Below are 13,928 nucleotides of genomic sequence, written 5' to 3'. Positions count from 1 at the left end.
ATCGCCGCATGCCGCGCCTGCAGCCCCTTGTCCCGCCGCAATCCGCAACCGCCCCACCCCGCCCACGCGGCGTGCCGGCCGACCCGCAGAAGTTCGCGCTGGCGGTCGGCGACAGCGCGATCGACGGCCGGGGCGTGTTCGCCGCCGAGCCGATCCCGGCGCGCCGCAAGATCGGCGAGCTGCGCGGCGAGCCGATCAGCGTCACCGAGGCGCGGCGCCGTGCGCGCGGCCAGGCGCGCATCATGATCGTCGAGGTCTCCGAGCGGCGCGCAATCGACGCATCGGCATCGACCGACACGCTGCGCTTCGCCAACCATTCGTGCCGCCCGAACATGGTGCTCAAGCTGCAGCAGGGCCGCGTCGCCTTCCATGCGCTGCGCGACATCGAGCCCGGCGAGGAACTCACCGTCGGCTACGGCCGTTCGCACCACCAGGGCCGGCTCGCGTGCCGCTGCGGCGCGCCGGGCTGTGCCGGAACACTTTGACGCCACATGACCACGACTGCTCAGCACCAGGCCGCCGAACGCCGCGGCCTCTTCATCGGCGATGACGGCGCCGCGCGCTGCCACTGGTGCCGCGCGACGGCCGGCTACCAGCACTACCACGACCATGAATGGGGCTTCCCGGTCACCGACGAGCGGCGGCTGTTCGAGAAGATCTGCCTCGAGGGCTTCCAGGCCGGGCTGAGCTGGCTGACGATCCTGAACAAGCGCGAGGCCTTCCGCGCCGGCTTCGCGAACTTCGAGGCCGAGAAGGTGGTGCGCTTCACCGAGCGCGACGTCGAGCGGTTGCTGGCCGATGCCGGCATCGTGCGGCACCGCGGCAAGATCGAATCGACCATCAACAACGCGCAGCGCGTGCTCGAGCTGCGCGACGAGTTCGGCTCGCTGGCCGCCTATGCCTGGGGCTACGAGGCCGCGCCGCGCACGCGGCCGAAGAAGCTGACGCACGAGGCGCTGCTCGCGATGACGACCTCGCCCGAGGCGATCGCGATGTCGAAGGACCTGAAGAAGCGCGGCTGGAGCTTCGTCGGGCCGACCACCGTCTACGCGTTCATGCAGGCGATGGGGCTGGTCAACGACCACCGCGAAGGCTGCGCGTCGCGCGAGGCGGCGCTGCAGGCGCGTGCGGCGCTGAAACTGCCGTCGCGCTGAGGGCTCAGTCCTCGCTCCACAGCCACAGCGCGTCGCGCTCGGGCAGCGGCAGGTTGAGGCTGCGGCCGCCGCGATGCCAGTCGTGGCCGCTGGGCGACGACCAGTGCAACAGGTCGAACGGCAGCGCTTCCAGGGAAAACTCGACGTCGATCGCCGCGCCGCGGTTCAGCGCCAGCAATGTGGCGGCGTGGGCATTGACGCGCGCGAACACGATCCAGTCGTCGCCCTGCGCCAGCGTCAGGCAGGCCCCTTCGCGCAGCTCCGCCCGCTTGCGCCGCCACGCGGCGAAGCGCTTCACGCGCTCGTGGAGGCCCATGCGCCAGTGCGCGCGGTCCCAGTCGAAGCAGCGCCGGTTGTCCGGGTCGTCGCCGCCTTGCAGGCCGACCTCGTCGCCGTAGTAGATGCACGGCACGCCGGGGTAGGCGAACTGCGGCGCCAGCGCCAGGCCCTGCGCGCGCTCGTCGGCGCCGAGCACGGTGAACAGGCGCTTGGTGTCGTGGCTGTCGAGCGCGTTCCATTGCGCAAGCGCCACCTCGTGCGGCACGACGGCGCGCGATTCGTCGAGCCAGGCCGCGAAGTCCGCGGTCGCGAGCGGCGCCGCGCGGCCGGCGAAGTCGACGCCGGCCAGCCACTGCCACAGCGGCAGCGTGAAGCCCCAGTAGTTCATCGCCGCGTCTTCCTGGTCGCCCTGCAGCCACGAGGTCGCCTCGCTGAAATGCTCGCCGACCAGGATGGCCTCGGGGTTCTCGTCGCGCACCGCCTGGCGCATCGCGCGCAGCATCGCGGCGTTGTTGCCGGCGCCCGGGCCTTCGCCCAGCATGTGCACCGCGTCGAGCCGCCAGCCATCGGCCGACACCGGCGGCTGCAGCCAGCGCCGCAGCACCGATTGCGGGCCGCGGATGAAGGCGTCCAGCACCTCGGGGTGGGCGTAGTCGAGCACCGGCAGCGAGGCGTGGCCCTTCCAGTACACCGGGTGGCCGTGTTCGTCGCGTGCGTACCAGCCATGCCGCGGCGAGTCGGGCGATTGCCAGGCGCCGGGCGTCGGGTGCTGTTCGAAGCGGTTGAACCACGGGTGGTTGGCGCCGGTGTGGTTGAGCACCGCATCGAGCACCAGGCGCATGCCGTTCGCGTGCAACTGCTGCGACAGCGTGGCCAGCGCCTCGTCGCCGCCCAGGCCGGCATCGACGTGCTCGTAGTCCTCGGTGTCGTAGCGGTGGTTGCTGCCGGAGGCGAACACCGGCGTCAGGTAGACCGTCGTCACGCCCAGCGCCTTCAGGTGGCCGAGGCGTTCGCCGATGCCGGCGAGGTCGCCGCCGTAGAACGCGCTCCACGCCGGCTTCACGTCGAGCGGCGCGCCCCAGTCGAGCGCGTGCACCGGCACCTTGTCGTAGCCGAAGGCATGCGGCGGCCGTTCGCGCGGGGCGTCGGGTCCGCGCGCGAAGCGGTCGGGGAAGACCTGGTAGACCAGCTGCTGCTGCGCCCAGGCCGGCACCAGCGGCCGGCGCGCGACGCGGAAGTGGTGGGCCTCGTTCGGCACGCGCCGCTGCGGGCCGGCGGCGCCGAGCCAGGCCGGCACGCCGTGCCGCAGCGCGCGGAAGCAGTAGCGCGTGGTCGGGCCGGTCGGGCACCACGGGATCGTGGCCTGGAAGCAGGCGCGCCGGCCGCGGTCGGCGATGCGCGCGAGCGGCAGCCAGGTCTCTTCGTTGTCGAGCAGGAAACGCGCATGGACCTCGTCGAGGTCCGGCGCGTCGCTGAGCAGGGTGAGCTGCAGGCCGGTGTCCCGGCGCTCGGCCCACGGGGCGAGGGGAAGGTGCAGGAGGCGCATCGGGCTAGCGTAACCCGGTGCGCGGCCCTCAAGCTGTCAACGGCCCGAACTTGCCGGAGCGGTAGTCCTCGACCGCCTGGAAGATCTGCTCCTGCGTGTTCATCACGAACGGGCCGTACTGCGCGATCGGCTCGTTCAGCGGCCGGCCGGCGATGACCAGCGCCTTGGCCGGTCCATGGGCCGCGGCCGCCTGCAGCACGAGGCCGTCGCGGTCGGCGCCGTTCTTCAGGATCGCCATGCGCTGCGCCCCGACCTGGGCGCCACCCACCTCGACCTCGCCGCGGTACACGTAGACGAAGACGTTGTGCGCCGCCGGCACCAGCTGCTCGAAGCGCGCGCCGGGCTGCAGCGTGACGTCCAGGTACAGCGGCAGCGTCGCCTCGCGCTGCATCGCGCCCGCGACGCCATGGCTCGCGCCGGCGATCACGCGCACGTGCGCCCCTTCGGCAGTCGAGAACTCGGGGATCTCGTCCGACTGGATGTCGCGGTACAAGGGCTCGGCCATCTTGCGGTCGGCCGGCAGGTTCAGCCACAGCTGGAAGCCTTCCATGCGGCCTTCCTGCTGCTCCGGCAGCTCCGAGTGCACGATGCCGCGGCCGGCCGTCATCCACTGCACGCCGCCGTTCTGCAGCAGGCCTTCATGGCCGGCGTTGTCGCGGTGGCGCATGCGGCCGGCGATCATGTAGGTGACCGTCTCGAATCCCCGGTGCGGGTGGTTCGGGAAGCCGCCGGCATAGTCGTCGGCGTTGTCGGTGCCGAAGGCATCGAGCATCAGGAACGGGTCGAGCCGGCGCTGCAGCGGCTGCGTCAGCACCCGCGTCAGCTTGACGCCGGCGCCGTCAGACGTGGCCTGGCCCGTCACCAGGCGCTCCAGTTCGCGTGGGCGCGCGACGGCCTCGGTCGCGGGGTGGAACACGGTGGTGGCGGCGGACATGTCGATCTCCTTGGTGGGTGGTTGGATGTCAAGCAGGCATCAAGCGCGGACGGCTTCTTCGATCTGCGCACGGGCGGTGGCCAGGCCCTTCTCGGCCGCTTCGGCGCCCATGGCCAGGCCCTCGGCATAGAAGAACTCGACGTCGCTCATGCCCAGGAAGGCCAGCACCGACTTCAGGTACGGCACCTGGGAGTCGGCCGGCGTGTTGCGGTACAGGCCGCCGCGGGCCAGCGCGACATAGACCTTCTTGCCGGTCAGCAGGCCTTGCGGGCCCTTCTCGGTGTAGGCGAAGGTCACCTTCACGCGGGCGATGGCATCGATCCAGTTCTTCAGCTGGGCCGGCACGCCGAAGTTGTACATCGGCACGCCCAGCACGACCGCATCGGCGGCCTGGATCTGGGCGATCAGCGCATCGTCGAGCGCGACGCGGGCCGCCTGGGCCGGGGTGCGTTGCTCGGCCGGCGTGAACAGGGCGTGCAGTGCGGCTTCGTCCAGCACCGGGTGCGGGTCGCGGGCCAGGTCACGCAGCGTCAGCGTCGCGCCGGGGGTCAGCGCTTGCAGGCGGGCGCTCAGCTCGTCGGCCAGCAGCGTGGATTGGGAGCCTTGGGTGCGGGCGCTGGAGTTGATCTGAAGGATGTTCATAAGGACCTCGGTGACTGGTTGAAAACGCGATGGATGAACTCTAGGCGTCCCAAAATCGAACCGGAAGTCATCGGATTGGATAACATTGTTCCCCTGATGAGACAGTAGAGTCTCCAAGGAGATGCCCATGGGCCTCGAAGCCAATGACCTGATGCTGTTCGCCCGCGTCGCCGACGAGGGCAGCTTCAGCCGCGCGGCGCAGCGCGTCGGCCTGCCCAAGTCGACCGTGTCGCGGCGCGTTGCGGCGCTGGAGGCCGAGCTGGGCGAGCGCCTGCTGCTGCGCACGACGCGCAAGCTGACCGTCACCGATTTCGGCCACAGCGTGCTGGAGCATGCGCACCAGGTGCTGGCCGAGGTGGAAGCCGCGTCGTCGCTGGCCCAGCACCGGCAGATCGAGCCGAGCGGGCGGCTGCGGGTGTCGATGCCGGCGGACCTTGCCAACGTGGTGCTGGGCGACCTGCTGAGCGCGTTCATGGCGCGCTACCCGGCGATCACGCTCGAGCTCGACCTGACGCCGCGCCGCGTCGACCTGATCGGCGAGAACTTCGACCTCGCGATCCGCATGGGCGACCTGCCGGACGATGCCTCGCTGGCGGCGCGGCGGCTTGCGGTGTTCCAGGTCGGCCTCTATGCCTCGCCGATCTACCTGGCGCGGCGCGGCGAGCCGAGCGAGCCGGAGGCGCTGATGGAGCACGACGCGCTGAACATCCTGTCGCGCAGCGGCGAACCGCTGGTGTGGACGCTGCGCCGCGGCGAGGCGCAATGGCAGGGCACGCCGCCGTCGCGTGCGAACGTCAACTCGCCGGAGATGCTGATCCGGCTGGCGCGCGCCGGGGCTGGCATCACCGCGGTGTCCAGCCACTTCGTGCTGCCGCTGGTGCGCAGCGGCGAGCTGGTGCCGGTGCTGTCCGACTGGTCGCTGCCGGACGCCGTCGCCTGGGGTGTGTTCCCGGGGCGGCGGCTGATGCCGGCGCGCACGCGGGTGTTCCTGACGGCGATGGAGGCACAGTTCTCCGGGCCGGAGTGCACCGCGGCCGACGAGACGATCAAGCGCGAGATGGCGCAGGCGCGGCCGGCGACGCCGTCGGCGTGAGCGGGGTGGTCCGAGCTGCGACCGGGTGCTTGTCCTACACGCGGTGCGGGGTGCGCCGACTTACGCTCGGGTCCTGATCGTCACCCCGGGGAGATCGCGATGGTCCGCGTGCTCGTGCTGTTTCTTGCGCTGTTGCTGATGGCCGTGTTCACGCTGCTGAACTGGCCGGCCTTCGTCGCGCCCAGTGCGCTGTCGCTGGGGTTCACGACGGTGCAGGCGCCGCTGCCGATGCTGCTGCTGATCGGCTTCGTGTTCATCAGCGTCTGGTTCGTCGTGTGGGCGGTGCAGCTGCAGGGCAAGGCGATGCTGGAATCGCGCCGGCAGGCGAAGGACCTGCAGGTGCAGCGCGAGCTGGCGGACAAGGCGGAGGCGTCGAGGTTCACCGAGTTGCGCGGCTACCTGGCGGCCGAGCTGGCGCGCATCAACCAGGCGCCCGACGACACGCGCCGGGCGATCACGACGCAGCTGGAGCAGTTGCACCAGGAGCATCGTGCGGCGCTGGATGAAGCGACGAACAGCCTGTCGGCGTACATCGGGCAGCTGGAGGACCGGCTGGAGCGGGCGCACGTGTTGCCTGTCGATCCGGATCGACCTGCCCTGCGCGACGGGCATTGAGTCCGGCGCCATCCGGGGGCGGTCGTCGTCGTGAGACGCCCCCCGGATTGGCATCCGGGCTACGGGGTCACCGGCCGTTCGGCGGCCGCGTGGTGATGCCGCTTGAACTTGCCCGACACCCACTGCACCACGTCGTCGACGAAGGTGAACAGCACCGGGATCACCAGCAGGCTCAGGAAGGTCGATGTGATCAGCCCGCCGATCACGACGATGGCCATCGGCGAGCGGAAGCTCGAATCGACGCCGATGCCCAGCGCGATCGGCAGCATGCCGGCCCCCATCGCGATGGTCGTCATCACGATCGGCCGGGCCCGTTTGTGGCACGCGTCCAGCACCGCATCCCAGCGCGTGAGCCCGTGCTCGCGGCGCGCCATGATCGCGTACTCGACCAGCAGGATCGAGTTCTTGGTCGCGATGCCCATCAGCATGATCAGCCCGATCATCGACGGCATCGACAGCGCGGTGTGCGTGATGAACAGCGCCAGGAACGCGCCCGGCACCGACAGCACCAGCGCCGCCAGGATCGTCACCGGCTGCACGAAGTCGTGGAACAGCAGCACCAGCACGATGTAGATGCACAGCACGCCGGTCAGCATCGCGAGGCCGAAGCCGGCAAACAGCTCCTGCATCGCCTCGGCATCGCCCACCCCCGCCTGCGTGACGCCGGCCGGCAGGTTGCGCAAGCTCGGCAGCTCCAGCGCCACCTTCTGCACGTGCTCCAGCGACTCGGTGTTCAGCTCGACGTCGAAGTTGATGTTGCGCTTGCGGTCGAAACGCGCGATCTGCGCCGGGCCGCTGTCGATCGACAGGCTCGCGACGTTGCCCAGCATCACCGGCCCCTTCGCGCCCGGCACCGCCAGCCGCGACAGCAGCTCGAGGTCGGTGCGCGCATCGGCCGCCAGCTTGACGACGATCGGCACCTGGCGCTGCGACAGGTTCAGCTTCGGCAGGCTCTGGTCGTAGTCGCCCGCCGTCGCGATGCGCAAGGTGTCGGCCATCGCGGCCGACGTGACGCCCAGGTCGGCCGCCTTCGCGAAATCGGGCCGCACGATCAGCTCGGGCCGCACCAGGCTCGAGCTGGACGTGACCGCGCCGATGCCGGGGATGGTGCGCAGCTCGCGCTCGACCTGCTTCGCATGCTCGAGCAGCACGTCGCCGTCCTCGCCGGCCAGCACCAGCGTGTACTTCTCGCCCGAGCCGCCGAAGCCGACCGCGACGCGCGCGCCCGGCAGCACCGCCAGCGCGTCGCGCAGCTGCTGTTCGATCACCTGCTTCTTCGGCCGGTCGCCGCGCTCGGTCAGGTTGATGCTGAGCGTGGCCTTGCGTACCTCGGCCGGGCCCGCGCCGGCGAACGGATCGGCGCCGGTGTTGCCGCCGCCCACCGCGGTGTAGACCAGCTTCACGTACTGGTTCTTCTGCACGATGGCGCGCGCCTGCTCGGCGGTGGCCAGCGTCTGCGAGAAGGTGGCGCCCGGGGGCAGCGAGATCGCGACCTGCGTCTTCGACAGGTCGTCCGGCGGGATGAAGCCCTTGTCCAGGATGCCGGCCAGCATGAACGAGCCGACGAAGAACACCACCACCGCGATCGTCGTGATCACGCGGTGGTGCAGCGCCGCCTTCACCCAGCGCATGTAGATGTCGACCCAGCGCCCTTCGGTGTGCTCGCCCTTCGGCGGCTTGAGCAGGTAGGCCGCCATCATCGGCGTCAGCATGCGCGCCACCACCAACGACATGAAGACGGCGATCGCCGCCGTCCAGCCGAACTGCACGAAGAAGCGCCCGACCACGCCGCYCATGAAGGCGGTCGGCAGGAACACCGCGATCAGCGTGAAGGTGGTGGCGATCACCGCCAGGCCGATCTCGTCGGCCGCCTCCATCGCCGCCTCGAACGGCGTCTTGCCCATGCGCAGGTGGCGCATGATGTTCTCGATCTCGACGATCGCATCGTCGACCAGGATGCCGACCACCAGCGACAGCGACAGCAGCGTCACGCCGTTCAGCGTGAAGCCCGCCAGCGCCATGAACGCGAAGGCCGGGATCACCGACAGCGGCAGCGCCAGCGCCGACACCAGCGTCGCGCGCCAGTTGCGCAGGAACAGCCACACCACCAGCACCGCCAGCGCCGCGCCTTCGTACAGCATCATCATCGAGCTGTCGAAATCCTCCTGCACGTTGTCGACGAAGTTGAAGGCCTCCTCGAACTTCACCTCGGGGTGCGCCGCCTTCATGCGCTCGATCTCGGCGCGCACGCCGGCCGCCACCTCGGTCTCGCCGGCGCCGCGGGTGCGCGTGATCTCGAAGCCGACCACCGGCTTGCCGTCCAGCAGCGCGGTCGAGCGCTGCTCGGCCGTGGTGTCGCTGACCAGCGCCACCTGCTCCAGCCGCACGCGCCGGCCATCGGCCAGCGAGATCTCCATCTTCGCGAGCTCTTCGGCCGAACGCACCGTGGCGATGGTGCGCACCGACTGCTCGGCACCGCCGACGTCGGTGCGGCCGCCCGAGGCCTCCTGCTGGATCATCTTGAGCTGGCGCGAGATGTCGGCCGCGGTCGCGTTGAGCGCCTGCAGCTTGCCCGGGTCGAGCTCGACGCGCACCTCGCGCGTGACGCCGCCCACCCGCGACACCGCGCCGACGCCGCGCACGCTCAGCATCTGCTTGCCGATGGTGTTGTCGACGAACCAGGACAGCGACTCCTCGTCGAGCCGGTCGGACGACACGGTGTAGGTGAGGATGGGCGAGCCCGACAGCTCCATCTTCGTGACCACCGGGTCGCGCAGGTCGGCCGGCAGGTCGGCGCGCACGCGCGACACCGCGGCACGCATGTCGTCCACCGCCTCCTGCGTCGGCTTCTCGAGCCGGAACTCGGCGGTGACGGCGACCGTGCCGTCGGTCACCGTGGTGTAGATGTGCTTCAGGCCCTGCAGCGTCGCGACCGAGTTCTCGATCTTGCGCGCGACGTCGGTCTCCAGGGCCGACGGCGAGGCCCCCGGCAGCGAGGCCGTGATCGTCACGTTCGGCAGCTCGATGTCGGGAAAGCCCTGGATCTTCATGCTCTTGAAGGCGAACAGCCCGAGCAGGGTCAGCAGGATGAAGAGCAGGACCGCGGGGATCGGGTTGCGGATCGACCAGGCGGAGACGTTGATGTTCATGGGGCGGGGTCCTTCGCGTTCACTTGGCGGCCGCCGCGGCGGAGGCGCTGCCCGGCGCCGGCAGCGCATCGACCACGCGCACCGTGTCGCCGTCGCCGAGGAAGCCGCCGCCGGTCGCGACGACGCGTTCTTCCGGGCGCAGGCCGTCGAGGATCTGGATGCGCTCGCCCACGCGCGGGCCGACCTTCACCTTCGCCTGCGTCACCTTGTTGTCGGCGCCGACGCGCAGCACGTAGCTGAAGCCCTCGCGCAGCAGCACCGCGCTCTGCGGCAGGGTCATGCCCTGCTGCGTGCCGACCTCGAACTCGCCGCGCGCGAACATGCCGGCCTTGGCGCTGTTGCCGCCCGGCAGGTCGACGTAGACCAGGCCGTTGCGGGTCTGCGCATCGACCGTCGGCGCGATGATGCGCAGCTTGCCGGTGAGCACCTCGCCGCTGGCCGCCGTCACGCGCACCGCCATGCCGGGCTTCAGCGGCCCGACCTCGGACGACGGCACCTCGGCACGCCACTCGAGCCGGCCGCCGCGGATCAGGCGGAACAGCTCCTGGCCGGCCGGCAGCACCGCGCCCACCGTCGCGCTGCGCGACGAGATCACGCCGCCGTCGGGCGCCAGCACCTGGGTCTGCTGCAGGCGCAGCTGCTGCACCTTGGCGGCGGCGCGCTGCGCCTCCAGGCGAGACTGCGCGGTGCGCTCGGCCGTCAGGTACTGGTTGGTCTGCTGCGCGCTCAGCGCGCCGGTGGGCTGCAGCTCGCGGGCGCGCTGCGCGTTGGCGGCCGCCTCGGCGGCATTGGCCTCGGCCTCGGCCACCGCGGCGCGCACCTGCGCCAGGTCGGCGTGCACGGTGTCGGGCGCGAAGGTGGCCAGCACCTGGCCGCGCTTGACGACGTCGCCGACGTTCACCCTGACGTCGGCCAGGCGCAGGCCGTTGGCCTCGGTGCCGACGATGGCCTCCTGCCACGCGGCGATGTTGCCGTTGGCGGCCAGCTTGACCGGCAGGCTGGCCGGCTTCAGCTGCGTGACGGTGACGGTGAGCGCGGGTTTGGCGGCGGCGGGTTTCTTCTCGTCGGCGGCGCGCACCGTGACGGCCAGCAGCGTGGCGAGCGCGCCCGCGACGGCCAGGGTCAGGAGCAGGGGCTTGAGTCGTTGGATCATGGTGGAGCGCATCGATGGAATGGGGTGGTGTTTCACGGGGAGGTCGCAGCCTGCGAGCCGGCGTCGGCCACCGGCGTGCCGCTGCGCCAGCCGCCGCCGAGCGCGCGGTACAGCGTGATCCAGGCGGCGACGCGTTCGCGCTGCAGGTCGATCAGCGTGCCGTGCGCCTGCACCGCGCTGCGGCGCGCGTCTTCCAGCTCGAACAGGCTGGCCAGGCCGCCCTTGAAGCGCGCCTCGGTGGCGCGAAAGGATTGCTCGAAGCCTTCATCGGCGATGCGCGCGTCCTGGTTGCGTGCGGCCGTGCTGTCGAGCTGCACCAGCGCCTGCTCGACCTCCTGCACGGCGGTGCGCAGCTTGCCGCGGTACAGCGCGACGGCCTCGTCGTAGCGCGCGCGGGCCGCGTCGACGTTGGCGCGGCGCAGCCCGGCGTCGAAGAGCGGCAGCGTGACCGCGAGCGGCCCGACCGTCCAGACGTTGCCGTCGGCGCTGAAGCCGCCGGTCTCGATGCGTGCGCGGGAGAACGAGCCGGCCAGCGTGATGCGCGGCAGGCGCTTGGCGCGCTGCGCCGACACGTCGGCGCTGGCGGCAGTCACCTCGCGCGCGGCGGTGAAGACGTCGGGACGCTGGTTCAACACGTCGGCCGGCACGCCGGCGACGTCGATCTCGGCCGGCTGCGGAATCTGCGCGCTGCGCGCGGCCAGTTGCGCCCGCAGCGCGTTCTCTTCGAGCCCGGTCAGCGCGACCAGGGACTTGACTGCGACGTCGCACTGGGCGCGCTGGGCGGTCAGCAGGCTCGCGCCCTGGGCCGCGCTGGCGCGAGACAGCGCCGCGGTGGCCGGCGGCTGGAAGCCCGCCTTGGCACTCAGGTCGGTCAGCCGGGCGGTCTCGGCGCGCGACTTGGCATCGGTCTCGGTCTGCGCCAGTTGTGCCTCGCAGGCGCGCAGGCCCAAGTAGGCGTTGGCCGTCTCGGCCGCCACCGAGACACGGGCATCGTGCCAGCCGGCCTCGGCGCCTTCGAGGCGGTACTGTGCGGCGTCGCGGCCGGCGCGGTTGGCGCCGAACACGTCGATCTCCCAGGCCGCCTGCAGCCCGACCGACGCGGTGTTGGTGATCGGCGTGGCAAGGTCCGGCCGGCTGCGCGACGCGCTGGCATTGGCGTCCAGCGTCGGCAGCAGGGCCGCACCGGCGCCGGTGCGCGTGGCCTGCGATTGCGCCAGGCGCGAACGCGCCGACGCGAGCGACGGGCTGACGGCCTGCGCGGCGTCGATCATCTGCGACAGCACCGGGTCGTTGAACTGCTGCCACCACTGCGCCAGGTCGGCTTGACGGCCGCCATGCGGCAGGGGCGCGTACCACTGGGTGGGCGCCTGCGACGGCGCGACGGCAGGCTCGGGCGGTGCGCTGGCGCAGGCCGCGAGCGCGGCGGCCACGACAACGGCCGGCACCGACCGGGTCAGTCTCTTCATTTTTTCTCCTGTTTGCGGCGGCGCCCTTCGGCGTCGATCATGGCCAGCGCGTACATCACGAGGCGCTCGGACCACAGGTCGAGCGCGCGCGGCTGGCTGTTCAGGCGCGGCGCCAGCGTGTCGGTGACGTCCTGCGCGATCTGCATGTGCACGCCCAGCGCGGCGATGCAGATCGCCAGCCGGTGCAGCTCGTCGTCGGTGCGCTTCAGCCCGAGGTGGCGCGCCAGCAGCGCGACCAGCGCGTCGTGCCTCGGCTTGATGCCGTTGACGATCTCGTCCTGCCAGACGCCGGTGGGTTCCAGCATCTCGCGCACGTGCAGCCGCATGCACTGCTGCGTCATGTCGCTGTGCTTGAGCGGCTCGATGAAGCCGGCGTACAGGCCGTGCAGCGCATCCGGCAGCGTCAGGACCGGGTCGGCATAGCGCGCGATGTCGTCGGCCGGCGTGCTGAGCGGGCCGGCGAACACCGCGCGGTACAGCCCGGCCTTGTCGCCGAAGTAGTAGCTGATGGCGGCGATGTTGACCTGGGCCGCTTCGGCGATCTCGCGCGTCGAGGTCTTGTTGAAGCCGTGCTGTGCGAACAGGCGCAGCCCCGCCAGCAGCAGGCGCTCGCGCGACTGCTCACCGTCGCTGCGCGGCGCGCGTGGGGGGTCTTTGGGGAGGGCGGACATGGTGCTGGACGATGCGAGGGGCGCACTCTATCAAACTTAATCAAACGTTTGATTTAATTTCTAGGGGGATGGGGAAATCGTGCTGTGCTGCTGCTGACATCGCCTTGTCAGGAGGTGGTTTGCTCATGCGTGCGTGATTCCTGCGCGACACGCGTTGTCCCGGATTGGCATCCGGGCTACGACCTGTAGCCCGGATGGAGCGCAGCGCAATCCGGGACCCGCACCCGCGAGCGCATTTCAACGCGCCTTGTCTTTCTGGATTCTTTCTGGCACGGCACGGCGTGTCGGCGAAGGCGCGGGCGGGTGAGCTGGGGCGCGCCAATCAGGGTGGGGCGCCGGAGCTGGCTGGTTTCAAGGCCCGCGCGCGCCAGCGCGCTTCGTGGACTGGCTTGTCGCCGACTGTTTGACCACAGCGAGCGGCGGGAGTTTCGGCGACGGGCCTTGAAACCAGGCAGCGCAGGGGAGTCATCGCCCCCAGGGGCGATGACCGCGCCATCCGGCGCGCCCCCGCTCACCCGCCCGCGCCTTCGCCCGCTCAGACCAGCGAAGTTCAGACCAGGGAAGACGCATCGAAGATCGCCTCCAACGGCAACCCGAACAAGCGCGAGATCTGAAACGCCAGCGGCAAGCTCGGGTCGTACCGCTCGTTCTCGATCGCATTGACCGTCTGCCTCGACACGCCCAGCCGCTCGGCCAGGTCGTTCTGCGACCACCCCCGCTCGGCCCGCAAGGCCTTCAGGTGGTTCTTCACCGATAGCGCCTCGCCGCCACCGCCAGCCCGACCAGCCACAGCGTCGCCATCATCGGCCACACGACGAACATCGACAGCGGTCGCCACCCCACCCCTTCCAGGAAGCCGTAGCTGAAGGTCAGCAGCGCGGTCCCGGCGAACGCGAACCCCAGTGCCTCCAGCTGCACCCGCAGTTGCAACTCATCGAGCCGGCGGAACTGCCGCAGGATCGCCCAGCAAGCGCCGATGCACGGCAAGGTCGGCAGCAGCGCCACCAGCGTCGCCGATGCGCCCTCGAAATACCCGGTCTTCAACAGGAAGATCGAACTGCACAGCACCAGCGCATAGACCAGCATCGCGGCACCCAACTCGAACAGATAGCGGCGGGGGAAGGGCGAGAAAAGTTTCATCGGCGGCTTTCGGTGTAAAGGGTGCTTTCCATTCGATCTTACGAACAGCGCAGGCGAATGTAAAGCCTCTTTTACATCGCCCCTTT

General features: G+C 70.6%; 13 protein-coding genes. 4 read left to right on the top strand and 9 right to left on the bottom strand.

Annotated features, from left to right (window positions below; genetic code table 11):
- The first annotated feature begins 8 nt into the window (after window positions 1-8).
- A complete protein-coding gene (locus AC1DYN_RS12860; protein WP_477960015.1) occupies window positions 9-485 on the top strand; it encodes an SET domain-containing protein in 477 nt (158 codons plus the stop codon).
- A gap of 6 nt (window positions 486-491) precedes the next feature.
- On the top strand, window positions 492-1,154 hold the full coding sequence (locus AC1DYN_RS12855) for a DNA-3-methyladenine glycosylase I (protein ID WP_477960013.1): 663 nt from the start codon (window positions 492-494) through the stop codon (window positions 1,152-1,154).
- A gap of 4 nt (window positions 1,155-1,158) precedes the next feature.
- Here the strand turns inward: AC1DYN_RS12855 and malZ are convergent, their stop codons facing one another.
- The 3 genes from malZ to AC1DYN_RS12840 are packed head-to-tail and all read right to left on the bottom strand — an operon-like array spanning window position 1,159 to window position 4,555.
- Window positions 1,159-2,979, bottom strand: coding sequence for a maltodextrin glucosidase (malZ, locus tag AC1DYN_RS12850; protein ID WP_477960011.1), 1,821 nt, complete (start codon window positions 2,977-2,979; stop codon window positions 1,159-1,161).
- 28 nt (window positions 2,980-3,007) lie between these two features.
- On the bottom strand, window positions 3,008-3,913 hold the full coding sequence (locus AC1DYN_RS12845; RefSeq protein ID WP_477960009.1) for a pirin family protein: 906 nt from the start codon (window positions 3,911-3,913) through the stop codon (window positions 3,008-3,010).
- 39 nt (window positions 3,914-3,952) lie between these two features.
- Complete coding sequence (locus AC1DYN_RS12840; RefSeq protein WP_477960007.1) at window positions 3,953-4,555, bottom strand: FMN-dependent NADH-azoreductase; 603 nt, start codon at window positions 4,553-4,555, stop codon at window positions 3,953-3,955.
- Between the two features lie 127 nt (window positions 4,556-4,682).
- Here AC1DYN_RS12840 and AC1DYN_RS12835 point away from each other — a divergent pair, with 127 nt between their 5' ends.
- Both AC1DYN_RS12835 and AC1DYN_RS12830 read left to right on the top strand, forming a co-directional pair.
- Entirely contained in the window at window positions 4,683-5,648 is a 966-nt protein-coding gene (locus AC1DYN_RS12835) for a LysR family transcriptional regulator (RefSeq protein ID WP_477960005.1), read from the top strand.
- A 99-nt stretch (window positions 5,649-5,747) separates the two neighbouring features.
- Window positions 5,748-6,263 (top strand): LapA family protein, encoded by a 516-nt coding sequence (locus AC1DYN_RS12830; RefSeq protein WP_477960003.1) that lies wholly within the window; start codon window positions 5,748-5,750, stop codon window positions 6,261-6,263.
- A gap of 59 nt (window positions 6,264-6,322) precedes the next feature.
- Here the strand turns inward: AC1DYN_RS12830 and AC1DYN_RS12825 are convergent, their stop codons facing one another.
- The 6 genes from AC1DYN_RS12825 to AC1DYN_RS12800 all read right to left on the bottom strand — a co-directional run bounded on the left by AC1DYN_RS12825 (window position 6,323) and on the right by AC1DYN_RS12800 (window position 13,842).
- On the bottom strand, window positions 6,323-9,412 hold the full coding sequence (locus AC1DYN_RS12825; protein ID WP_477960001.1) for an efflux RND transporter permease subunit: 3,090 nt from the start codon (window positions 9,410-9,412) through the stop codon (window positions 6,323-6,325).
- Between the two features lie 19 nt (window positions 9,413-9,431).
- The gene (locus tag AC1DYN_RS12820; protein WP_477959999.1) at window positions 9,432-10,565 is read right to left on the bottom strand and encodes an efflux RND transporter periplasmic adaptor subunit; all 1,134 of its coding nucleotides are present in this window, start codon (window positions 10,563-10,565) and stop codon (window positions 9,432-9,434) included.
- Window positions 10,566-10,597: 32 nt separating this feature from the next.
- Complete coding sequence (locus AC1DYN_RS12815) at window positions 10,598-12,031, bottom strand: efflux transporter outer membrane subunit (RefSeq protein WP_477959997.1); 1,434 nt, start codon at window positions 12,029-12,031, stop codon at window positions 10,598-10,600.
- Window positions 12,028-12,702, bottom strand: a complete 675-nt coding sequence (locus AC1DYN_RS12810) for a CerR family C-terminal domain-containing protein (protein ID WP_477959995.1) — start codon at window positions 12,700-12,702, stop codon at window positions 12,028-12,030. Before AC1DYN_RS12810 ends, AC1DYN_RS12815 begins: the two co-directional genes overlap by 4 nt.
- Window positions 12,703-13,252: 550 nt before the next feature.
- Window positions 13,253-13,453 (bottom strand): helix-turn-helix transcriptional regulator, encoded by a 201-nt coding sequence (locus AC1DYN_RS12805; RefSeq protein ID WP_477959993.1) that lies wholly within the window; start codon window positions 13,451-13,453, stop codon window positions 13,253-13,255.
- On the bottom strand, window positions 13,450-13,842 hold the full coding sequence (locus AC1DYN_RS12800; protein WP_477959991.1) for a hypothetical protein: 393 nt from the start codon (window positions 13,840-13,842) through the stop codon (window positions 13,450-13,452). Before AC1DYN_RS12800 ends, AC1DYN_RS12805 begins: the two co-directional genes overlap by 4 nt.
- Between the last annotated feature and the right edge of the window lie 86 nt (window positions 13,843-13,928).

It is taken from the genome of Rhizobacter sp. P2_D12, from assembly GCF_056404395.1.
This window is presented reverse-complemented; position numbering and strand designations above follow the sequence as displayed.